Below are 21,335 nucleotides of genomic sequence, written 5' to 3'. Positions count from 1 at the left end.
GCGTTTCTCCTTTCTGAACATTCCTGTTTGTTTACGAATACTGCTCGTTTATCCAATCTGTTATCTTTTGGATATTATCTCCACGCTTGTTCAGGAAATCCCTTATGCAGGCAACAGAAGCGTAGCCTCCGTTTACTGCATTATCGGTACTTCCCGAGCCGGGATATCTGTCAAAAAACTGATCGAAAAGCGGTTCGTAAGCAGCTGTATAGCTGTCAAGCAGCTTAATTGCGTTATCCTTTTCAAAGACGCCCTCCGACATTTCCAGAAGCCGTGAATTGAAGTCGTTTCTGAAATCCTCGTTTGTCATAAGATAAGCGTAGCAGAGCACGGCAGGATTGTTAGTGCTCTTATCCAGAAGCCCCTGCGGCTTGTAATTGTCGTCTTTAACGGTATTTGCATAAGCGTCGCTTTCTCCGCTTACTCCTCCGAATTCCATATCGTAGAACATAAACCGCCATCTGCCGTCGGCATATTCATTGGAAGAGTCGGTCTCTGTCGTTTTCCACATAGACCAGTTCTTGCCCGGCCAGTCCCACTTATTGTTTATCCATATTTCAGCCAGGAAATAATCTCTTGCGCTTTCAATATCAACAAGCTTGGAAAATTCCTCATAATCGCTCTGTTGTGTCAGATCCTTATGATTTTTGAAAAAGTCGTTCAGCTCGTTAAAAAAGTATCTTTCGTCAGTTTCACCCTCAGGCAGAGTTCCTTCATCAAGGGCATATCCGAGTTTAAGACTTTCTGCGTCGCCTTTGTAAACCGCAATGTTCTCTTTTACTACTCCGTAATGATCCTCAAAGTAGTTGTCTGAGTAATCTTCTTCAAGAACATAAAGTCCCCAGTATTCTCCGTTGAGATAAACTACGCACGGACGCGAGGCTTTAGTCGTACAGTCCAGACTGCTTACAAGCTCCTGCCAGTATGTATCATTGAATTTCGCGGTAAACGCACAGTTTCCTCCGGCACGGAGTACAAGCGTCTTAAAGCTGTCGATAGTTTTTCCTGAGGAGCTTTTAAGTTCTTCTCCGAAAACAGGATACCTGAACTTATTGTCGCCGTAATCTCTGCGGGCGAAAAGCCGGAAGCCCTTCTGAAGATCGGAGCGTGAATAGTTTCCCTGTATCCTTATTCCGCAGTCCTGTGACAGGGTCAGCTCGGCGCTGTCTGTGCCGAATTCAAAAAAGTCTATATGACAGCTGCGTTCCCAGTCCCTGCCTTTCTGCTTGTAATTGGCGTCAAGCCGGCGGGCGGTTTCGCCGTCTATTTTTTCTCCGCTTTCAAGGTATTCCTCAAAGGCTTTGTCAAAAATATCTCCCTTTACATAAATGCCCTTTTCGCTGTCAAATAGATCGTCTTGATCCATGCTTATGCTTATTACGGCAAGCTCAGTTCCCATAGCCTCGCAGCTTTCCTTGAGTCCCTGGATATGCTCCTCGGCTGAACCTATGTAAAAGGTGCCTGTAAAGGCCTGTGAATATGATCCGTCCTCAGCTTCGGCGGCGGCTCTTACTACCGTACATTTGTCCACAGCCGAGTTTTCAGGCGCCGTTACGGTAGTTTCAAAGGCTTTCTTTTTATACAGATACTTTGAATAGCTTCCCGTAAACAGGAGGGGATCAACGGAGGAAATTGTATTTTCATCGTTTTTGCGGTCTGCTATTTCCACAGGTTCGGTATATTTTATTCTGGTATCGCTTGTTCTGGGATCGCTTCCGTCTGTAGTATAGTAAACAGCCTTTGCGTTTTCACAGGAAAGCTCAAGCTTAAAGGTCTCCGGATAAATTCCGCTTTGAGATGAAAAAGTGACCTCGCTGTCGTTGAGCTTGATTTCAGTTCCGTCCTCGGAAACGATTACACTTTCAGAGCTGTCCGTCTGAACCGCAGACGAGCCTTTGTCAGTGCTGCTGCAACCTGCAAGCAATACTGCGGCAGTCAGTATATACAGCGGTTTTCTTAGATCCATAATATATTTCATTCCTTTCGTTTATAAGCTGATTTTTTACAATTTATGCAAGGTTAATAAAATAATAACCTCTTTACGCTAAATAATTATAGCTTATTAACAAGAAAAAATGAATAACAGATAATACTTCTAATTTAGCATATAATATTATTTATAATAGATTTATACGAGTTTTTAATTGGATCGTACAAAATTGCGCCTTTGGAATAAAAATTTTATGTTTATACATAATAATGCCTTTTTATGGCGAATCAGCACTTTTTACAAATCAAGCCATAAATAAATGTGACTATTGAGGAATTTATTTTATAATATGTTTATTCAATTGACAAACGGTGTAAGCCGAGTTATAATATTCACAGCTGATAAACGGTCATAAATTAGTTGAGGAGTGCTTACTGATGAAAAGAAAATTTATTTCGCTGATATGCGTCTTATGCGCCGGAGTATTTGTGTTTTCGGGCTGTGCAAAAAGCTCTGACGGCTCGTCAGTACCGAATCAGGAAAAATCGGCAGCTGTAACGACTGCCGCTGAACCCGCAGTTACTCTTCCGGTTACTTCAAAGCAGCCTGTAAACGAGATACCGGCAAGCTACGGGGAATTCGGAATAGATAAAACTATTAAGCAGGACTTTAATAAAAAGGTTTCGGAAAACTGTAAGATCCCGATAATAAGCGTTACTACAAGGGATTCGGAGGAGATAGTATCTCTTGAGGAGTATATTCCCTGCGTTGTCGATGTTTTCAATTGTGAAGATAAGCTGACTATAGACGAGGCTTCGGCGGGGATAAGGGTAAGAGGAAATTCCAGCGCATACTACGGTGATGTAAACCAGATTCTTAATAATACCGTTCCCTATAGAATAAGGTTCGATACAAAAACAAATATGCTGGGACTTAACGGCGGAGCTGAATTCAGGAGCTGGGTGCTGCTTAAATCCGACTGGGATCTTATAAGAAACGATATAGCATTCAGAATGGGCAGGGCGATCATGGACGGAAAGTATTTCTGTTCGGATTCACAGCTTGTGCATTTATATGTAAACGAGGAGTTTCAGGGTATATATCTGCTTTGCGAGCAGTGTCAGATCAATAAAAACCGCGTTGACGTAACCGAGCCGGAGGAGGGATATACGGGGACAGATATAGGATATTATCTTGAAATGGATAATTATGCAGCTTCCGATACAGATAATTACTATATAACGATGGATTACTGCGGGGCTGCCGTAACTGATATAAACGGTGAAACAAGGCAGTTCGTTCCCGCCGAATATTCGGTCAAGAACGATCTGTACTCTCAGGATCAGATAGATTTTATAGACAAATACGCCGATAATCTTTTCAGAATAGTTTACGAAGCCTGCGAGAACGGAAATTACCTGACATTTGATGAAAACTTCGACCTGACCGAGTCGCAGTATGAAAGTGCGGAGGAAACAGTTCGGGCAGTTATGGATATCGGATCTGCTGTTGATATGTATATACTATATGAAATAGTCCACGATTACGACTGCGGAGAAGGAAGCTTTTATTTCTGCGTGGATTTTTCTGAAAAAAGCAGGTGTCCTAAGCTTACCTTTACGTCGCCGTGGGATTTCAATTGGGCGTACAGCGATTCCCCTGACGGAAAATACTATGCGGGAGGGTTCTGTGACCAGAGCTTTGCCGACAAGTACGGAGACCGTTCAAATCCGTGGTTTATCCTGCTTATAAAGCAGGATTGGTTTCTGAACTCGGTCAGGGAGAAATGGACTGAAATGAAGAACTCCGATGTGCTTAAAAACTGTATTTCAGAGGAAACGCAAATACTGGAAAAGTACAAGTCCGATCTTAACAAAACGGACGAATGGGCGACAGACTGCTCATATGAGCTGATAAATTGGATACTTTCCCGTATAGATTGGCTCGACGAGCAGTGGCTGGATCGCAGAACTTGACAGTAAATTTTTTTGCTGTAATAAAAATATAATTTTTCTGTCTTTTCCTTAACGTGTAGCCGGAAAACAACAGCTCAAACTAATTTGTCCGACAAAATAGTTACCAGGTATACCTGTTCAAACAAAAATCAGAATCGACTTCCTTGTGAAACGACATAAAACACTTGACATTTGTTATCAAAAGTGCGATAATATAATAGATTATTCTGAAGGAAACGCCGGAGATCAGCGGCGGTAACGTTTTAAGGTTTGATTGGAGATTGTTTTAATGTCTGTACGAGTTGGAATGGTATCCCTTGGATGTCCGAAAAATCAGGTTGACGCCGAGCATATGCTTTACAGCCTCCGCAGCGAAGGCTTTGAGATCGTTCAGGACGCCGCTCTTTCCGATGTGGTTATCGTCAATACCTGCGGTTTTATCGAATCTGCAAAGCAGGAAGCTATTGACACTATTCTCGAGTTCTGTACATTGAAGCAGGAGGGCAGGATAAAGGCGGTAATATGCACCGGCTGTCTTGCGGAAAGATACCGTGAAGAGGTTCTAAATGAGATACCGGAGCTTGACGCCGTTATCGGTATAGGCTCTAACGATAAGCTTTGCAGTATTATCAGGGAGGTTCTGGAAAGGCAGGAGAGCATAACCGATTTCGGAGATAAATGCGGTCTTTGCCTTGAGGGCGGCAGGATTATCTCGACTCAGCCGTTTTACGCTTATATCAAAATAGCCGAGGGCTGCGATAACTGCTGTACTTACTGTGCTATACCGTCTATAAGAGGACGCTTCAGAAGCAGGAAGCTTGAAGATATTATCTCCGAGGCGAAGTGGCTTGCGGAAAACGGAGTTACAGAGCTTGTAGTCGTAGCTCAGGATACGACCCGTTATGGGGAGGATATATACGGTGAACCGTCGCTTGCTAAGCTTTTAAGGGAGCTTTGCAGGATAGACGGCTTGAAGTGGATAAGAACTCTTTACGCTTATCCCGAAAGAATTACCGATGAGCTGCTGGACGCAATAGCCCAAGAGGAAAAGCTTGTAAAGTATCTTGATATTCCGATCCAGCACTGCAATAAAGAGGTACTCAAAAGAATGAACCGTCACGGCGACAGGGAAACGCTTACGGCGCTTATTCAGAAAATACGCAGAAGAATACCTGGTATTACGCTAAGAACAACTTTGATCGCAGGATTTCCGGGGGAAACCGACGAGCAGTTTGAGGAGCTGTGCGAATTTGTCAGAGAGATGCGTTTTGACAGGCTCGGCTGTTTTGCATATTCCGCAGAGGAGGGAACTCCGGCTGCCGGTATGGAGGATCAGATCCCGCTGAAGATACGTGAAAGACGGGCAGAGCTTATAATGGAGGAGCAGATGTTTATTTCTGATTCTCTCAATGAAAAGGCTTTGGACAAAACTATAGAGGTAGTTACTGAGGGCTTTGACCGTTATGCGGAATGCTGGTACGGCAGAAGCGCTGCCGATGCGCCCGAAATAGACGGAAAGATCTTCTTTATCAGCGATACAAAGCTTCGTGAGGGCGATTATGTCAGCGTTCATATTGACGATACGCTGGATTACGATCTTATCGGCACAAGAATATAAGTTCAGTTGATATTTACAGCTTTTATTAAATTTGTTTTCCGGCGCGCGTCTGAGCGTCGTTGTTATCCGCCGGCAGGCTTCGGAGGATAGAAAGGAAAGATTGGACAGATGAATTTACCAAACAAGCTTACAGTACTCAGGGTTTGTCTTATACCGCTTTTTATGGCGGCGCTGCTTATAGACTCTATTCCGTATAATATATATATTGCGCTTGGGGTTTTTGCGCTTGCTTCAATTACCGACTGGTTTGACGGTAAGCTGGCAAGAAAGCATAATCTGGTTACTACCTTCGGAAAATTTCTCGATCCTCTTGCTGACAAAATGCTGGTAATGTCGGCGCTGTGCTGCTTTACATATCTTGACTGGATCGACCCGGCAGCCGTCGTGATTATTCTGGCAAGAGAATTTATGGTATCGGGACTCAGGCTGGTTGTTGCAAACGAAGGCGTTGTAGTTGCCGCCGGAATATGGGGAAAGCTCAAAACCGCCTTTACAATGTTTGCTCTTATTGCAGTCATGTTTTTGGTAGGATACAGCGGATTTGATAAGGATATATTTATTATCAATGAGATACTTATATGGATATCCGCCGTGCTGACCGTTATTTCAGGCGGGATCTATCTTAAAGGCTACTGGTCGTATATAGATTCAAGCAAGTAGTAACACCTAATAAATATATTTCATACAATAGAAGAGTATCAAATGCGTAACAGCAAGAGTAGCATTGCGGTTGTCATTGCAGAGAGAAGCCGGCGGGTGAAAGGCTTCATGGCACACTTTGCGAAGTGCGGCTGCCAGCAGGGCGTATTTATTTTCGGGAACAGGTCAAAAGCCTCAGTATCGCGCCCCGTATATTCTGCGTTAAAGATTTCAAGTCCGAATGCTTTTATGTGTTCGGAAAAAATCGGAGTGGAACCGCAGCTCAGGGCTGCCTCCTGGAACTGTGCTAAGGCATGGTTCGGAGGCAGTCCTTGTTGATATATAGCTCAGTCTGGAGGTTTTCGTAATGCAATTCGGGAATATACCTCCTCCGGATGATCCATATAAGAGAAATTTTATATTAAAGCATACCGCTGCGGCAGACAAGCACTGTAATTATGTATTCTTTAAGCCTGTGCGGCGGCGGCAGTACGGCAGAGATGTTTTTCAATGCCGTTTTTAAAGCTTATTCCGATAAGCTTGTAATCAGATAATAAACTTTTAGAGAACTAAAATATGAAAGGAGAGATGATCGTGTCGTTTATTGATAATATAAAGACGGATATTCAGTCAGTTAAGGACCGCGATCCGGCGGCTCACAGCTCGCTGGAGATCATTCTGACATATTCGGGACTTCATGCGGTTATAATGTACAGAGCCGCCCATCAGCTTTATATACGAAAGCACGGAACACTTGCGAGGATCGTTTCACAGCTTGCAAGATTTCTGACAGGGATCGAGATCCACCCGGGCGCAAAAATAGGAAAAGGACTTCTTATCGACCACGGAAGTGGAGTAGTTATAGGAGAAACGGCTGAGATAGGAGATAATTGTCTGCTGTATCAGGGAGTAACGCTTGGAGGAACAGGCAAGGATCACGGCAAAAGACACCCTACGCTGGGAAACAACGTAATGGTAGGTTCGGGGGCAAAGATACTCGGCCCGTTTAAGGTCGGCGACGGAGCAAAGATTGCGGCTAACGCGGTTGTGCTTGAGGAAGTTCCTCCAAACTGTACTGCGGTAGGAGTTCCGGCAAGGATAGTAAGGCGCAACGGAAAGAAAACGGGAGCTGGCTGTCAGGATCTCGACCAGATACACATACCCGACCCTGTTGCGACCGAGCTTTGCGCTTACAGGATAAGGCTTGAAAAGCTTGAGAAAAGGGTAGGGGAATTAGATAAAGAAAGCTGAATTAATTAAATTGAACGAAATAATTTGCTGAATATAAAAACGGAAAGCTATAAGGAAAGAGGTAAAATATGAATATCTATAATACTCTCACACACAGTATCGAGGAATTTGTGCCTAATGAGCCGGGAAAAGTCGCAATGTATACCTGCGGTCCAACGGTTTATCATTATGCTCATATCGGAAATCTCCGCAGCTATATAATGGAGGACGTGCTTGAAAAGTATTTCCGCTATTCGGGTCTGGACGTAAAGCGGGTTATGAATATTACCGACGTCGGCCATCTTACCTCGGACGGAGATACGGGCGATGATAAAATGCTCAAGGGTGCAAAGCGCGAGCATAAAACCGTAATGGAAATAGCAAAGTTTTATACGGACGCTTTCTTTGAGGACTGTAAAAAGCTGAATATAAAAACTCCCGACGTAATAGAGCCTGCGACCGACTGTATCGGAGAGTTTATCAAAGTAATCGAGAGCCTTATTGAAAAGGGCTATGCTTACGAGGCGGGAGGAAATATTTATTTTGATACCTCTAAGCTTGAAAAATACTATGTTTTCAGCGATTTTAAAGAAGAGGATCTGGCAGTAGGCGTAAGAGAAGGAGTTGAGGAGGATTCAAATAAGCGCAGTAAAGCTGATTTTGTCCTCTGGTTCACAAAATCCAAGTTTGACGATCAGGAGCTGAAATGGGATTCGCCTTGGGGAGTCGGCTACCCGGGTTGGCATATAGAATGTTCTTGTATTTCAATGAAACATCTTGGAGAGTATCTCGATATTCACTGCGGAGGAATTGACAACGCTTTTCCTCACCATACTAACGAAATAGCACAGTCTGAGGCTTATACGGGTCATAAGTGGTGCAATTACTGGTTTCATGTACACCACCTGAATACAAACAGCGGAAAAATGTCAAAATCAAAGGGAGAATTTCTTACGGTTTCGCTTCTGGAATCGAAAGGCTATTCACCGATGATATACAGGTTTTTCTGTCTGCTTTCTCATTACAGGAAGTCGCTGGTATTTTCATATGAGAATCTGGATAACGCGAAGGCCGCCTACAATAAGCTTATATCCAGGATAGCCGCGCTTATGCCTGAAAAAAAGGGAGATATAGATAAGGCTGAATTTGAAAGGTTGAGAGCGGGCTTTGTTTCCGCTATGGACGACGATCTCAATACCTCTAACGCGATTACCGCCTTATACGACGTTGTTAAATCGGAGGCTGACGCTGCGACAAAGCTTGCGCTTATCGAGGATTTTGACAAGGTGCTTTCTCTCGGGCTGACAGAAGCCGCACAAAGGCTTGCAGCCGCAGACGCTGAGGAACTTCCGGAGGAGATAGCTAAGCTTGCCGAGCAGAGGAAGCAGGCTAGAAAGGCAAAGGATTTTGCTCTTGCAGATTCACTCAGGGATAAGATCGTATCGCTCGGCTATATTGTTGAGGAAACCAGACAGGGTACAAGGATAACCAAAAAGTAATATCAGAACGCTCCGCTTTCAGCAGGACCGTTAAAATGAAAGGACTTAAAATGAACGGAAACAATTCAATGAACGACCCATTTAGAAAAAGAAAAACAAAAACCTATTTTCAGCTGTCGCTGATAGCGGTGATTTTTGTTGTGGTCTTTGCCGTTATAATGTTTTTTGCAGGGGGCAAGAATAAAACAATAGATTATTCGGAATCTGACTTTATTCAGCTTAAAGAACCGTCGGACGACGCGCCCGTAGCTGTTTTTGAAACTACGGAGGGAACATTCAAGGCTGTGTTGTTTAAGGACGAAGCGCCGGAATACTGCGAGTTTTTTGAGAAGCTTGTAAACGACGGATATTTTAACGATACCTATGTATGTACTCTGCTTAAAAGCGGCGGAGTTACAGGCGGATTTATAGGCGGCAGCAAAACCAAGGACGGAATGGCTGACGAAAATACCGATGTTACTATGCTTAAGCTTGAGGTTTCGCCGAATGTACTTCCGCTGAAGGGAACGCTTGGCTCGCTGGTAAAACAGGGGGGGACATTCAGCAAAAGCAAGGCAGGCAGCGTATTTACCGTGCTTAACGACGCAGTTGATATAGGCGAGCTGAGGGAGAACTCCGATTCTGAAGACGCCAACGGCTTTAAGCGGGTAAGCGGGATATTTGAGCAGTACGGCGGTGTTCCCAATTATATTCAGATGTATACATTTTTCGGTCAGGTATATGACGGCTGGGAGGTTCTTGACAAAATAAATTCCTCTAAGATAGTTGACGAGGACGTTCCGGACAGTGAAAGCGGAAAGAATTATCAGCCGGCTGCGGAAATCAAATTCACTAAGGTATATATGTCCACCTATGGAAAAGAAAATGAAAACGGCTATAATATCCCACTGAAAGATGAAAGCACGGCTGACGGTGAAAACGACTCGGCTGTTCAAAGCAGTTCTGAAGCTGCTGACAGTTCTGCGGAATAAGATCTTTAATATCCTCCGTTTTTCATATACGGAGGATATTTGATTTTCATCAGATTATTCTTGAGCTTTCACGGTTCTGTCACCGTTGAAGTTTAAGCTTATATGTAATGCAAAGCCGCTTGTATCGTGTCATTCTTATTTGAGCAGAAATACTTGACTTATCTGAAAAAACGTTGTATAATATATAAGTTAAGGTGTACTCACAGGCGGATCGTCCGCTTTGGATCAAGAATATTCGCGAAAGGAATGTATATAAATATGGCAGGATTCAAAAAAACCGCCGCTTTGCTGACCGCTGCAATTATTGCCTGTTCAGCTGCGGGCTGTTCCGATACCAGCTATACGATAAAGGCTGATAATGAGGAGATACGCGCGGGAATTTATATTGATTATATGCTGAATGAAATGTCCTATCAGATAACTATGCTTTATTACAACGGCGGAGTTACAGAGGATTATTTCAGCCAGGAGATAGAGGGCAAGCCGTTTTCGGAATATATTTCCGAGCAGGCTCTCAAAAATACCAAGGAATATGTTGCGATAACAAAGAAGTTTGAAGAGTTCGGTCTTGAGCTTACTTCCGACGAACTTAAAGAAATCAATTCAAATGTCAACGATTCATGGGATAATCAGGGAGATCTTTACGAAAAGGAAGGTATAAGCAAGGAGTCCCTGAAGGAGGTTTATCTCTGCACTAAGAAGCGTGAAAAGCTTTTTAATTACTTCTACGGCGAGGGCGGAAAAGAAGAGGTATCTGCCGATCAGATTCAGACCTATGTAAATGAAAACTACCTTCGTTATAAAACTATATCCATAAGCAAATCCACCTCTGAGGACGAGGAAACAAAGAAAACCGAGAATGAGAAAAATCTTGCTCTGAGAGACGAATATCTTGAAAAGGCAGAGGGACTTTCCTTTGAAGAGTTCGATCAGGTTATAGACGAGTATAATAAATATAAAGAGGAGCAGTCTTCTTCTCAGAACGGCAGCAGCAGTACGGAAAGTTCGGACAGCTCCGAAAGCTCCGCAGCGGATAGCAGCGCTGCTGACAGTTCAGACAGCTCGGACGATACCTCGTCGGTTTCGGATACATCATCTGCGGAAAGCGCTGATTCTTCGGATATTTCGTCTGAAAGCGCCGCAGAGAGCGGAAATTCTTCTGAAACGGACAGTTCTTCCGAAGAGAAGGATCCGTATCCTAATGAAACAATGGTAAACTATGGTTCTTATGAAGATGAAGACCTTGAAAGCAATTACGGAAAGCTGCTTACTGAAGTAAACGGTCTTGAAGTGGGGAAAGCGGCGGCGTATGAAAACGACAGCGCTTATTATATTATAATAAAGGGCGACGTTTCGGAGAGAACCGATTATACAGAGGAAAAGAAGGATACTATTCTTCAGGAAATGAAGGGCGATGAATTCCAGACAAAGCTTGACGATTGGGTCGAAGCAATAAGCTTTACCAAAAATGAAAAGGCGATCAAGCGCTATACTCCGGAAACGGTTTACGAGAAACAGAACGAGTATTATAAGGAATTAAACGGATAGTTTTTAACGGGGTAGTCGGATAGGACTGCCCCGTAATTATTAGAATAAATCCACAGAAAGGAGCCGCGTCCTGAAATCAGGGCGAGGGAACAGCGATGAATTTCAGAGAGAAAATAGCGAGGTTTATGTACGGAAGATATGGAACGGACAATTTGTTTTACGGATTGTCTGTATTGTATATAGCGGTTATGCTCATAAATGTGTTTGTTCATTCGTGGCTGCTTTATATTCTTGGAATAGCCGTATTTGTATTTACGTTTTACCGTGTAATGTCAAGAAATACGGTAAAAAGAATGAGCGAAAATATAAAGTTTCAGAAGCTTTTTACAGGTGTAAGGAGCTGGTTTTCGGAGCGTAAAAGCAGAGCAATGCAGAATAAAACCTACTGCTTCAAGCGCTGTCCGAACTGCGGAAAGGTTTTAAGGCTTCCGAGGGTTAAGGGCAGACATTCTACAAGATGCCCTGCCTGTTCCGCCGATTTTAACGTAAGGGTCTGGTTTGACAAGAAAAAATAATGTAAATAATGCACATAAGCCGTCTTTATTTGGGCGGCTTTTTTATGCAGCTATATAATTTACAGGACTTATTATATAATTGCCTTGACAAGTTATATAAATATGGTATAATAGTATATAGAAAGCTGAACAATAAAAAGAGGACAACAGAATAATTACTATAGTTGAGAGAAGAATAATGCAGTAAAGGGAAACGAGATGATGTAAAAATGAAGAAAAGCGTATACAGTCTGGTACTTATGGACGACGTCGTTGAGGCAATAGACGAGCTTGCTTATTCAATGAATACAAGCAGGTCAAATCTTATAAATCAGATATTGGCGGAAAGGGTATCGCTTCTGACTCCCGAAATGAGAATGAGGGATATTTTTTCAAGGATAGAAAAGCTTATGGACGGAAGATTTCAGCTGTTGGATCAGCCGTCGGACGCTATGCTGTCAATAAAGAGTCCGCTTAAATACAAGTATAAGCCGACGATAAAGTACAGCATTGAGCTTTACCGTTCCTTTGAGGGAGCAGTCGGAAAGCTCAGGATCTCGTTCCGAACTCAGAGCAGCCGGCTGATACAGACGCTTCATGAGTTCTTTAAGCTCTGGAAGTCGGTGGAGGATAAGTATCTTTCCCGAATATTTGTCGGAGGCGTGCCGTGGGAGTTTTCGGAGCTGTCGTTTTCACGGGAGTTTTACGCTCCGTCCGGAAGCGGACTTTCCGATACTCAGATCGCAGATTCAATAGGCGGATATATCAATATGATAGATTCTGCTGTTAAAATATATTTTGAGGATTCCGATTCACCTCAGACGGCGGAAAGGAAAATAGGAGGACTTTATTCGGATTATCTGAGTAAAGGCGTAGCAGTTATTTAAGGTTTGATTTGAAATAAGGGGGTTAAGTTTATGAACATTCAGAAATTCACACAGAAATCGCTTGAGGCATTGCAGGAGGCTCAGTCTGTTGCTTCAAGAAATTCCAATCAGGCAGTCGATCAGGAGCATTTGCTGTTTGCACTGCTGAAGCAGGAAAACGGGCTTATTCCTCAGCTGTTTTTAAAAATGGGAGCTGATCCTCAGAGTATTGCAGACTCTGCTGAAAATGCGGTAAATGCTCTTCCGAAGGTTCAGGTAGGAGGAAGAGAGCAGGGTTCGGTCTATATTTCAAGCGAGCTTGACAAGGCTCTTGCAGAAGCGGAGGCGCAGGCGGCACGAATGAAAGACGAGTACGTTTCCGTTGAGCATATCGTACTTGGAATTATGGAAGCTCCCAATAAAGCGGTGGGAGAAATACTCAAAGCATTTAATATTACTAAATCTAAATTTCTGTCGGCGCTTCAAGAGGTAAGGGGAAGCGCACAGGTTACAAGCCAGAATCCCGAGGAAACCTACGATGTGCTTAAAAAGTACGGGCAGGAGCTTGTGGAAATGGCAAGAGAGGGAAAGCTGGACCCTGTTATCGGAAGAGATAACGAAATAAGAAACGTTATAAGGATACTTTCTAGGAAGACAAAGAACAACCCTGTGCTTATCGGCGAGCCGGGCGTAGGAAAGACCGCTATTGCCGAGGGACTTGCTCAGCGTATTGTAAGGGGCGATGTTCCCGATAATCTTAAGGACAGAAAGGTATTTTCACTTGATATGGGAGCGCTTGTAGCAGGTGCAAAGTACAGGGGAGAGTTTGAGGAGCGTCTTAAAGCTGTTTTGCAGGAGGTCAAAAAGAGCGAGGGTCAGATAATTCTGTTTATCGACGAGCTTCATACTATCGTCGGAGCGGGAAAGACAGACGGAGCAATGGACGCAGGAAATCTGCTTAAACCGCTGCTTGCAAGAGGTGAACTGCACTGTATCGGCGCGACCACGCTTAACGAATACCGTCAGTATATTGAGAAGGACGCTGCGCTTGAAAGACGTTTTCAGACTGTGCTTGTAGACGAGCCTACCGTTGAGGATACTATTTCGATCCTAAGAGGACTTAAAGAACGTTATGAAGTATATCACGGCGTAAAGATTCAGGATCAGGCGCTTATAGCCGCCGCTACGCTGTCAAACAGGTATATTTCCGACAGGTTCCTGCCGGATAAAGCTATAGACCTGGTTGACGAGGCGTGTGCGCTTATCCGTACCGAGATGGATTCTATGCCGACGGAGCTTGATGAGATACAGCGTAAGATAATGCAGCATGAAATTGAGGAAGCGGCGCTTAAAAAGGAAACCGACAAGCTTGCATTGGAGCATTTGAAGGAGGTTCAAAAGGAGCTTTCGGAAATGCGTGAGCAGTTTAATGAGATGAAAGCCAAGTGGGAGAACGAAAAGAACGCAATTTCCAAGGTTCAGAAGCTGAGAGAGGAAATTGAGGCCTGTAACGCCGAAATAGAAAAGGCCGAACGCAGCTACGATCTGAATAAACTTGCCGAGCTTAAGTACGGCAGGCTTCCGTCATTGCAGAAGCAGCTTGAGGAGGAGGAGCGCAATGCGGAAAAAAGCTATACCTCCAATACCTTGCTGAGAGATAAGGTAACCGATGAGGAGATAGCAAAGATAATCTGCCGCTGGACAGGAATCCCAGTTTCAAAGCTTATGGAGGGCGAGCGTGAAAAGCTGCTTGGCCTTGAGGATATTCTGCACAGGCGTGTAATAGGACAGAATGAAGCGGTAGAAAAGGTAACGGAAGCTATTATGCGTTCAAGAGCCGGAATAGCCAATCCCAGTCAGCCTATAGGTTCGTTTCTGTTCCTCGGCCCCACAGGAGTTGGAAAGACTGAGCTTGCAAAAGCGCTGGCAGAGTCGCTGTTTGACGATGAGAAAAATATTGTCCGTATAGATATGTCGGAGTATATGGAGAAGTTCAGTGTAAGCCGTCTTATCGGAGCGCCTCCCGGATACGTTGGCTACGAGGAGGGAGGACAGCTTACAGAAGCCGTAAGGAGAAAGCCTTATTCCGTAGTTCTGCTGGACGAGATAGAAAAGGCTCATCCGGACGTATTCAACATTCTGCTTCAGGTGCTGGACGACGGAAGGATAACCGATTCCCAGGGAAGAACCGTTGATTTCAAGAATACGATAATAATTCTTACCTCTAATCTAGGCTCACCTTACATTCTTGACGGAATTACAGACAGCGGCGAGATTTCAGAGGAAGCCAGAGAACAGGTAGATAAGCTGCTGAAAAACCAGTTCAGACCTGAATTTTTAAACCGTCTGGACGAGATTATTTACTACAAGCCGCTGCAGAAGGCTGAGATACTGAAGATCGCAGACCTTATGATAAACGAGCTGAGAAAGCGCCTTGCCGATAAGCAGGTAGGAATTGAGATCACCGACGCTGCTAAAAACGCTGTCATTGAGCAGGGCTTTGATCCGAATTACGGTGCAAGACCGCTGAAAAGATTTATTCAGAGAAAGATCGAAACGCTTATAGCCAGAAAGATCATTGCAGGCGAGGTCGAGCCTGATTCGGTTATAACGGTAGATTACAAAAACGGCAGCTTCGTATGCTGATAAAACCCCGTCCGCTGTATCCTGAGGCGGACGGGGTTTTTACGAATATTTATAATCTGAAAAAACGTTTATAAATTCTCCAGAATTTTCAGATATATTCAGACATATAAATTAATACGGAATAATTTAACGGGAGGTATTTATATGTCTGAAATTCAGGGTAAGCATAACGTTATACTGGAAAACCGCTCGCATCTTGTATTGTCGGGAGTAACGGACGTAGACAGTTTTAACGAAACAGAGATAGCGCTTTTCACTCAGCTGGGAGAACTGACGATAAAGGGAACTGATCTTCACATTAATGAAATGAGCGTCGAAAGCGGAGATCTGTCTGTAGAGGGCGATATATGCGCACTTATATACGGCGATAAGGACAGAAAGAAAAAGCTGTCGGCTTTCGGAAAGATATTCAAGTGAGGTGGCTTATATGATTCCTATGCAGCTGGGCGTTGCGGCTGAAACTCAGGTGTTTTTGCTTTCCTGTTTAGCCGGAGCAGGTCTTGGGGCAGTATACGACTGCCTGAGAGTATTCAGGACGGCTGTCAAGCATAACAAGGCAATGTTTTTTATCGAAGATTTTGTATACGCATTGTTTTTCGGCTTTATATATTTTATTTTCGGAGCGGCCCAGACAGGACAGCTGAGATTTTTTACGTTTGTGGGAATGGCAATAGGTGCGCTGCTTGAACGTATAGTTCTGGGGAATATAGTAGTTTCTGCGGTAAATGCGGTTACAAGCTTTATCTGGCGTATTTTTATCTCTCCTGCGGCAGGATTTATTGCTAAAATTGCACTATTTATTAAGTCGGCTTTTGTGAAAAAGTACCCAAAATTTCATAAAAGTAAAAAAAACGTACAAAAGGTCTTGAAAGTATAGATTTTAATGGTGTATAATATTTATGAGTAGTATGAAAAGATGTGAGGATAGTTTAAAGAAAGGAAGCGTGGTAAAATGCCGTCGAGAAACAGGCACAGCAGAGAAGCGGCAGATGAAGGCGGAAAAAGGGCCGGTCTGGTGAAGATCATTACCACTATTGCCGTTTTCTGTCTGATTATCTATTCGGTATTCAATATTATTTCTCAGCAGGCTCAGATCGCCCAGCTGAAAAAGCAGAGCGAAGGGCTTTCAGCTAAAATAACTGAAGCCGAACAGCAGAATGATGAATATATAAGGCTTCTCAGTGCGGACGATGAGTCTGAATATATGGAACGCATAGCTATTGAAAGACTTGGTTATGCTTATCCGAACGAGAGAAGATTTTATGTAGTAGAGGGAAAATAGCATACATATCTGATACGGTAAATGAGGATAAATTATGCTGCTCTGCCTATGGTATCAGTCTCTTGCTGTATTATTCGGGGAGTTGGATCATAGTTTTCAGACCGCGGAAAGCGGTAAAAAATATTAAATTCAGAGAGGATTACAAAATCAAATGCAGCTTGAGGTTGGAAAGATTTACGAGGGTAAGGTAACCGGTATCACAAAGTTTGGAGCTTTTGTAGAGCTTGATAAGGATACTACGGGAATGGTTCATATTTCAGAGGTGGCGAACACCTTTGTAAGTGAGATCAAGGATTTTCTTCAGGAGGGGCAGACCGTTAAGGTAAAGGTTCTGTCGCTTGGCGAGGATAATAAGATCAGTCTGTCTATAAAAAAGGCTTTGCCTGCTCCGCCGAGAAAGCCGCGAGAGGGCGGTTTCAATAATCAGCGCGGGGGACAGAACAGGCAGAATTCTCAGAGCAGACCCGGCGGCTATCAGAGTCAGAATGCGCCGAGAAAAAAGAGCTTTGATAAAGAGCCGCAGGATTTCTCAAAAAATCCGCCGCCTGTATATGATTCCAGGTCGGGTTCGGGAAATGCTGATTTTGAAGATATGCTCAGTAAATTCAAAAGCGTAAGCGAGGAACGTTTTTCCGATCTGAAGCACGTTATGGATAATAAAAGAAGAGGTACTTCAAGGAGAAAGTAGTTTTCTTTGAGGTCCTTTGAGTATGAAAAATTCAGGCGGACTTGGTTCGCCTGTTTTCAATTTAAATAAAGGCCGGACAGGCCGGTTACGGAGAATATAAAAATGAAGAATTTCAAAAAGACCTTTGCCTTTATATTTTTTATGCTTGCGGGGATTATACTGGGAGCGTTTATTGCGTATGTATGTGAGGGAAAAGCCTATGTAGGATGGCTTGCGTGGGGCAAGAGAGTAGGACTTGAAAGCTTTGCGGTCGATCTTTACGTTATCAAGTTCAATCTCGGACTTGTTATAAACGCTACGATCTCTCAGATATTTACTATCCCTGCGGCACTTATCGTATACGCAAAGACCTGCAAGGGATTATAAGGCGGCCGGAGAGAAAAATGAAATTTACTGTATTAAGGATAGCTGCTGCGGCAGCGTTAAGCGCATTGATATTAACTTCATGTTCGTTAAATCCCAGCGTAGACGGTGACGAGCTGATAAAAAAGGCAAGGGAAGAATATAAGGCTCTTGACAGCGCAAAGGTAATAATGACAAATACCGAAACCGAAGAGATCGAACAGACTTTTACGTTTAAATACGATGAAAAGGACATACTGATGTATTCTTACGAGGGAAAAAGCGAAAACTCAGAGTACGCCCAGTTCAATAACGGAGCAGAGAGTTTTTCCTATGAGAACGGAGAGTACAGCCATGTTCAAAAAGGCGATAAGAATTTTAATCTGTATACCCGAGATGCTACTCACCCCCAGGCTGACGAGGGTCTGATACTTTTTGCTCCGGCGGCAGTAACAAGCGCAGAGGTAACGGAAGAGAACGGAGTAACCCATATCGTTCATATCTACGACGCAGAAAAAATAGGAGCTGACGCTGAAAGCGGAGAGGTTACGGGTTTTTCGGCTGAATATTTTTTCAGAGGCGAAGAGCTACTGTATTTTATTGAGACCACTGAAGTTAAGGAGAACGGTGAAAGTAAACGCTATTCATATAAGGTGGAAATTACCGAAAAAAACAGTGTGGATAAGGTTGAAAATACTGTAGAGAAGTATAAGGATAAATAAAAGGTACAGTTTATTGGTATTCAGAAGTAAAAATGCGAACACAGGCAGCGGTCTGAGTTCGCATTTTTATTATTTTGCAAATAAGTTTTATTTACCTAAAGCTTTTCCCTCAAAGGCTGTTCTGCGCTTTATATCCTTCATTAATTCATCAAACTGCTTCGGGTCAAGGGATTGCGCTCCGTCGCAGAGAGCTTTAGCGGGGTTGTTATGCACTTCTACCATAAGACCGTCGGCGCCGGCAGCAACTGCAGTTTTGGCAAGAGGCGCTACCATCCATGAAAGACCTGTGGCATGGCTCGGGTCTATTATAATCGGCAGATGCGTAAGCTTTTTAAGCATAGGTACTGCGGAAATATCAAGCGTATTCCTGGTTGAGTTTTCAAAGGTTCTTATTCCTCTTTCACATAGAATTACGTTTGGGTTTCCGCCTGCCATAATATATTCGGCACTCATCAGCCATTCCTCGATAGTGCTGGAAAGTCCGCGTTTCAGGAGAATAGGCTTTCTGCACTTTCCAAGGACCTTAAGCAGATCGAAGTTCTGCATATTTCTTGCGCCGACCTGGATAACATCTACGTCGCTGAACATATCCAGGTGAACAAGATTCATTATTTCGGTTACGATAGGAAGTCCGGTCTCCTTCTTTGCTTCAAGCAGCAGCTTCAGGCCTTCGCCCTCAAGTCCTTGAAATGAATAGGGGGAGGTTCTCGGCTTAAATGCGCCGCCTCTCAGAAGCGTAGCGCCGCTTGCTTTTACGTCTTTTGCAACCTCTATTATCTGTTCCTCGGTTTCAACGGAGCAGGGACCTGCAATTACATTGAAAGTACCCTCGCCTATCGTAACGTTATCCGTTACTTTTATCATTGAATCCTCAGGGTGCATTTTGCGGTTAGCCGCTTTATACGGCTCAGAAACACGTTTAACGTCCTCAACAAATGATGAACCCTTCAGAGTATCAATATCAATTTTGGTAGTATCTCCGATAATACCGACGATCGTCGTATGAGAACCCTCACTGAGATTTGTTTTAAGACCCTTTGAATGAAGCTCAGCAACAAGCTCCTGAACGTTGTTTTTCGTTGCTGTTGAATTTAAAATAACTATCATTGTATTTAACTCCTTGATGTTGTGATTTAAAGCTTTTATCTTTTTGTGCTTTTATGTATTAAAGTATACAGCATTTTTTTCTGTTTGTCAAGTGTATTTTCAATAAATATGCATAAAATGAAGAGTGTTTATATGTATATTATGATGGATTGTAATATTTGCTTAAATTCAAATTAAAGGTTGTGTATAATGCTATGACTCTTGATTCAAACTGAGATCTTGTTTAAAATAAGTATTTGCCGAAAAACCAAGCTTTTAGTCTCTTACTTAAATTTTACTTTCGGGCGGAATTATTTCTATTGACTAAGCCCAAAATGTAGGTTATAATTAATGTAGAATTAAATATTGAAAGTTGGGAATAAAATGAGAAAGACAAAGATCGTATGTACTATAGGTCCTGCGACTGACGATGAAAATATAATGCGGGAGCTTATGAAGTCAGGTATGGACGTAGCAAGGTTTAATTTCTCACACTCTGACCATGAGGTTCACAGACAGCGTTTTGAAACTGTCAGAAAGCTCAGTGAAGAGCTTGGTCTTAATGTGGCAACGCTTTTGGATACGAAGGGTCCGGAAATACGTCTGCGTGATTTTAAGGATCATAAGCCCGTTAATATAAAAACCGGAGATGAGTTTACGCTTACTACAAGAGATATAGAGGGTACGGACAAGATCGCATCCATCACCTTTGAACATCTACCAAAGGACGTTAACGTAGGCTCGAAAATTCTTATAAATGACGGCGTAATTGAGCTTGCAGTCAAATCTGTATCAGATACGGACATTGTCTGCGAGGTTATTCACGGAGGAAAGCTTTCAGATCATAAGGGGATAAACGTTCCCGGCGTAAAGCTTTCAATGCCTTATATTTCCGATGCCGATATGGCTGATCTGGAATTTGGGGCAAAAATGGGCTTTGATTTTATTGCCGCTTCGTTTGTAAGAACTGGTGCAGATGTAATTTATTTAAGAAAGTTTACACAGAGCTTAGGCTGGTTCAACCCAAGGATCATAGCTAAAATTGAAAATTCGGAGGGAGTAGAGAATATTGACGAGATCCTCGACGCAGCGGACGGTATAATGGTTGCAAGGGGAGATATGGGAGTAGAAATACCCTTTGAAAAAATTCCGGCAATACAAAAGGAGCTTATCCATAAGGCTTACAATGCCGGAAAGCAGGTTATAACTGCTACGCAGATGCTTGAATCTATGATCACTAATCCGCGTCCTACCCGTGCCGAGATAACTGACGTTGCCAACGCTATATATGACGGTACCTCCGCAATTATGCTTTCGGGAGAAACAGCCGCAGGCGCATTTCCTATGGAGGCTGTCAAAACTATGGCGCTTATTGCTGAAACGACTGAAAAGGATATAGATTATATAGGGCGCTTTAAAAAGAGGGGCGACTCTGAAAGCTCAACGGTAACAGAGGCTATTTCTCATGCTACTGTCACCACAGCTCATGACTTGAAGGCGGCGGCTATCCTTACGGTCACAAAGGGAGGAACAACGGCGAGAATGCTCTCAAAATACCGTCCCGATTGTCCTATTATCGGTCTTACTACTGACGAAACGACCTGCCGTCAGATGAATATGTCTTGGGGTATACAGCCGGGTGTTATAGATGAGAAAACAAATACCGACGAGCTTATCGACCATGCTATTGAAGTTTCTTTAAATAAGGGTTACCTTAAGCACGGCGATCTGGTCGTTGTAACTGCTGGAGTTCCTTTGGGAATGAGCGGAACTACCAATCTGATCAAGGTTGAAACTGTGAAATAAATCAGCGGCGGGA

Annotated in this window: 19 protein-coding genes; 17 read left to right on the top strand and 2 right to left on the bottom strand. The window is 43.3% G+C overall.

Features of this window, described 5'->3' with window-relative positions:
* Positions 1-31 precede the first annotated feature (31 nt).
* Positions 32-1,966, bottom strand: a complete 1,935-nt coding sequence (locus ACYQ0H_RS04955; RefSeq protein ID WP_459811735.1) for a CotH kinase family protein — start codon at positions 1,964-1,966, stop codon at positions 32-34.
* A gap of 401 nt (positions 1,967-2,367) precedes the next feature.
* Here ACYQ0H_RS04955 and ACYQ0H_RS04950 point away from each other — a divergent pair, with 401 nt between their 5' ends.
* From ACYQ0H_RS04950 to ACYQ0H_RS04875, 16 genes are all read left to right on the top strand, one after another.
* Positions 2,368-3,906 carry a CotH kinase family protein gene (locus ACYQ0H_RS04950; RefSeq protein ID WP_459811734.1) on the top strand — a complete coding sequence of 513 codons (1,539 nt, stop codon included), beginning with the start codon at positions 2,368-2,370 and terminating at the stop codon, positions 3,904-3,906.
* A gap of 268 nt (positions 3,907-4,174) precedes the next feature.
* Positions 4,175-5,503: a 30S ribosomal protein S12 methylthiotransferase RimO gene (gene rimO, locus ACYQ0H_RS04945; RefSeq protein WP_459811733.1), complete on the top strand. Its 1,329-nt coding sequence runs from the start codon at positions 4,175-4,177 to the stop codon at positions 5,501-5,503.
* A 108-nt stretch (positions 5,504-5,611) separates the two neighbouring features.
* On the top strand, positions 5,612-6,163 hold the full coding sequence (gene pgsA, locus ACYQ0H_RS04940) for a CDP-diacylglycerol--glycerol-3-phosphate 3-phosphatidyltransferase (protein ID WP_459811732.1): 552 nt from the start codon (positions 5,612-5,614) through the stop codon (positions 6,161-6,163).
* Between the two features lie 555 nt (positions 6,164-6,718).
* Positions 6,719-7,393, top strand: a complete 675-nt coding sequence (epsC, locus tag ACYQ0H_RS04935) for a serine O-acetyltransferase EpsC (RefSeq protein WP_459811731.1) — start codon at positions 6,719-6,721, stop codon at positions 7,391-7,393.
* 68 nt (positions 7,394-7,461) lie between these two features.
* Positions 7,462-8,871 (top strand): cysteine--tRNA ligase, encoded by a 1,410-nt coding sequence (gene cysS, locus ACYQ0H_RS04930; RefSeq protein ID WP_459811730.1) that lies wholly within the window; start codon positions 7,462-7,464, stop codon positions 8,869-8,871.
* 35 nt (positions 8,872-8,906) lie between these two features.
* Entirely contained in the window at positions 8,907-9,842 is a 936-nt protein-coding gene (locus ACYQ0H_RS04925; protein ID WP_459811729.1) for a peptidylprolyl isomerase, read from the top strand.
* Positions 9,843-10,100: 258 nt separating this feature from the next.
* Positions 10,101-11,390 (top strand): hypothetical protein, encoded by a 1,290-nt coding sequence (locus tag ACYQ0H_RS04920; RefSeq protein WP_459811728.1) that lies wholly within the window; start codon positions 10,101-10,103, stop codon positions 11,388-11,390.
* A 95-nt stretch (positions 11,391-11,485) separates the two neighbouring features.
* Entirely contained in the window at positions 11,486-11,905 is a 420-nt protein-coding gene (locus ACYQ0H_RS04915; protein WP_459811727.1) for a hypothetical protein, read from the top strand.
* Positions 11,906-12,114: 209 nt separating this feature from the next.
* Positions 12,115-12,771, top strand: coding sequence for a ribbon-helix-helix domain-containing protein (locus ACYQ0H_RS04910; RefSeq protein ID WP_459811726.1), 657 nt, complete (start codon positions 12,115-12,117; stop codon positions 12,769-12,771).
* 30 nt (positions 12,772-12,801) lie between these two features.
* Positions 12,802-15,396: an ATP-dependent chaperone ClpB gene (gene clpB / locus ACYQ0H_RS04905; protein ID WP_459811725.1), complete on the top strand. Its 2,595-nt coding sequence runs from the start codon at positions 12,802-12,804 to the stop codon at positions 15,394-15,396.
* A gap of 144 nt (positions 15,397-15,540) precedes the next feature.
* Positions 15,541-15,813, top strand: coding sequence for a sporulation protein YabP (gene yabP, locus ACYQ0H_RS04900; protein WP_459811724.1), 273 nt, complete (start codon positions 15,541-15,543; stop codon positions 15,811-15,813).
* 10 nt (positions 15,814-15,823) lie between these two features.
* Complete coding sequence (gene yabQ / locus ACYQ0H_RS04895) at positions 15,824-16,273, top strand: spore cortex biosynthesis protein YabQ (protein ID WP_459811723.1); 450 nt, start codon at positions 15,824-15,826, stop codon at positions 16,271-16,273.
* Between the two features lie 75 nt (positions 16,274-16,348).
* Positions 16,349-16,678 carry an FtsB family cell division protein gene (locus ACYQ0H_RS04890; RefSeq protein WP_459811722.1) on the top strand — a complete coding sequence of 110 codons (330 nt, stop codon included), beginning with the start codon at positions 16,349-16,351 and terminating at the stop codon, positions 16,676-16,678.
* A gap of 151 nt (positions 16,679-16,829) precedes the next feature.
* A complete protein-coding gene (locus tag ACYQ0H_RS04885) occupies positions 16,830-17,366 on the top strand; it encodes a S1 RNA-binding domain-containing protein (RefSeq protein WP_459811721.1) in 537 nt (178 codons plus the stop codon).
* A 102-nt stretch (positions 17,367-17,468) separates the two neighbouring features.
* Complete coding sequence (locus tag ACYQ0H_RS04880; RefSeq protein WP_459811720.1) at positions 17,469-17,732, top strand: DUF4321 domain-containing protein; 264 nt, start codon at positions 17,469-17,471, stop codon at positions 17,730-17,732.
* Between the two features lie 17 nt (positions 17,733-17,749).
* Positions 17,750-18,430: a hypothetical protein gene (locus ACYQ0H_RS04875; protein WP_459811719.1), complete on the top strand. Its 681-nt coding sequence runs from the start codon at positions 17,750-17,752 to the stop codon at positions 18,428-18,430.
* 87 nt (positions 18,431-18,517) lie between these two features.
* Here the strand turns inward: ACYQ0H_RS04875 and aroF are convergent, their stop codons facing one another.
* Entirely contained in the window at positions 18,518-19,537 is a 1,020-nt protein-coding gene (gene aroF / locus ACYQ0H_RS04870; RefSeq protein ID WP_459811718.1) for a 3-deoxy-7-phosphoheptulonate synthase, read from the bottom strand.
* 363 nt (positions 19,538-19,900) lie between these two features.
* Between aroF and pyk the strand changes: the two genes are divergently transcribed.
* Positions 19,901-21,322, top strand: coding sequence for a pyruvate kinase (gene pyk / locus ACYQ0H_RS04865; protein WP_459811717.1), 1,422 nt, complete (start codon positions 19,901-19,903; stop codon positions 21,320-21,322).
* The last annotated feature ends 13 nt before the right edge of the window (positions 21,323-21,335 follow it).

Source organism: Hominimerdicola intestinalis (assembly GCF_054655215.1).
The sequence above is the reverse complement of the archived record's forward strand: the minus strand, read 5'-3'. Positions and strand labels throughout refer to the sequence as shown.

What these genes read in the sequence shown, in the direction of transcription:
- pyk (WP_459811717.1), top strand. Translation starts at nt 19,901, where the DNA reads ATGAGAAAGACAAAGATCGTATGTACTATAGGTCCTGCGACTGACGAT.
- ACYQ0H_RS04955 (WP_459811735.1), bottom strand. Translation starts at nt 1,966, where the DNA reads ATGGATCTAAGAAAACCGCTGTATATACTGACTGCCGCAGTATTGCTT.
- yabP (WP_459811724.1), top strand. Translation starts at nt 15,541, where the DNA reads ATGTCTGAAATTCAGGGTAAGCATAACGTTATACTGGAAAACCGCTCG.
- ACYQ0H_RS04925 (WP_459811729.1), top strand. Translation starts at nt 8,907, where the DNA reads ATGAAAGGACTTAAAATGAACGGAAACAATTCAATGAACGACCCATTT.
- epsC (WP_459811731.1), top strand. Translation starts at nt 6,719, where the DNA reads ATGAAAGGAGAGATGATCGTGTCGTTTATTGATAATATAAAGACGGAT.
- ACYQ0H_RS04890 (WP_459811722.1), top strand. Translation starts at nt 16,349, where the DNA reads ATGCCGTCGAGAAACAGGCACAGCAGAGAAGCGGCAGATGAAGGCGGA.
- ACYQ0H_RS04910 (WP_459811726.1), top strand. Translation starts at nt 12,115, where the DNA reads ATGAAGAAAAGCGTATACAGTCTGGTACTTATGGACGACGTCGTTGAG.
- ACYQ0H_RS04885 (WP_459811721.1), top strand. Translation starts at nt 16,830, where the DNA reads ATGCAGCTTGAGGTTGGAAAGATTTACGAGGGTAAGGTAACCGGTATC.
- ACYQ0H_RS04950 (WP_459811734.1), top strand. Translation starts at nt 2,368, where the DNA reads ATGAAAAGAAAATTTATTTCGCTGATATGCGTCTTATGCGCCGGAGTA.
- pgsA (WP_459811732.1), top strand. Translation starts at nt 5,612, where the DNA reads ATGAATTTACCAAACAAGCTTACAGTACTCAGGGTTTGTCTTATACCG.
- clpB (WP_459811725.1), top strand. Translation starts at nt 12,802, where the DNA reads ATGAACATTCAGAAATTCACACAGAAATCGCTTGAGGCATTGCAGGAG.
- cysS (WP_459811730.1), top strand. Translation starts at nt 7,462, where the DNA reads ATGAATATCTATAATACTCTCACACACAGTATCGAGGAATTTGTGCCT.
- ACYQ0H_RS04875 (WP_459811719.1), top strand. Translation starts at nt 17,750, where the DNA reads ATGAAATTTACTGTATTAAGGATAGCTGCTGCGGCAGCGTTAAGCGCA.
- rimO (WP_459811733.1), top strand. Translation starts at nt 4,175, where the DNA reads ATGTCTGTACGAGTTGGAATGGTATCCCTTGGATGTCCGAAAAATCAG.
- ACYQ0H_RS04915 (WP_459811727.1), top strand. Translation starts at nt 11,486, where the DNA reads ATGAATTTCAGAGAGAAAATAGCGAGGTTTATGTACGGAAGATATGGA.
- ACYQ0H_RS04880 (WP_459811720.1), top strand. Translation starts at nt 17,469, where the DNA reads ATGAAGAATTTCAAAAAGACCTTTGCCTTTATATTTTTTATGCTTGCG.
- ACYQ0H_RS04920 (WP_459811728.1), top strand. Translation starts at nt 10,101, where the DNA reads ATGGCAGGATTCAAAAAAACCGCCGCTTTGCTGACCGCTGCAATTATT.
- yabQ (WP_459811723.1), top strand. Translation starts at nt 15,824, where the DNA reads ATGATTCCTATGCAGCTGGGCGTTGCGGCTGAAACTCAGGTGTTTTTG.
- aroF (WP_459811718.1), bottom strand. Translation starts at nt 19,537, where the DNA reads ATGATAGTTATTTTAAATTCAACAGCAACGAAAAACAACGTTCAGGAG.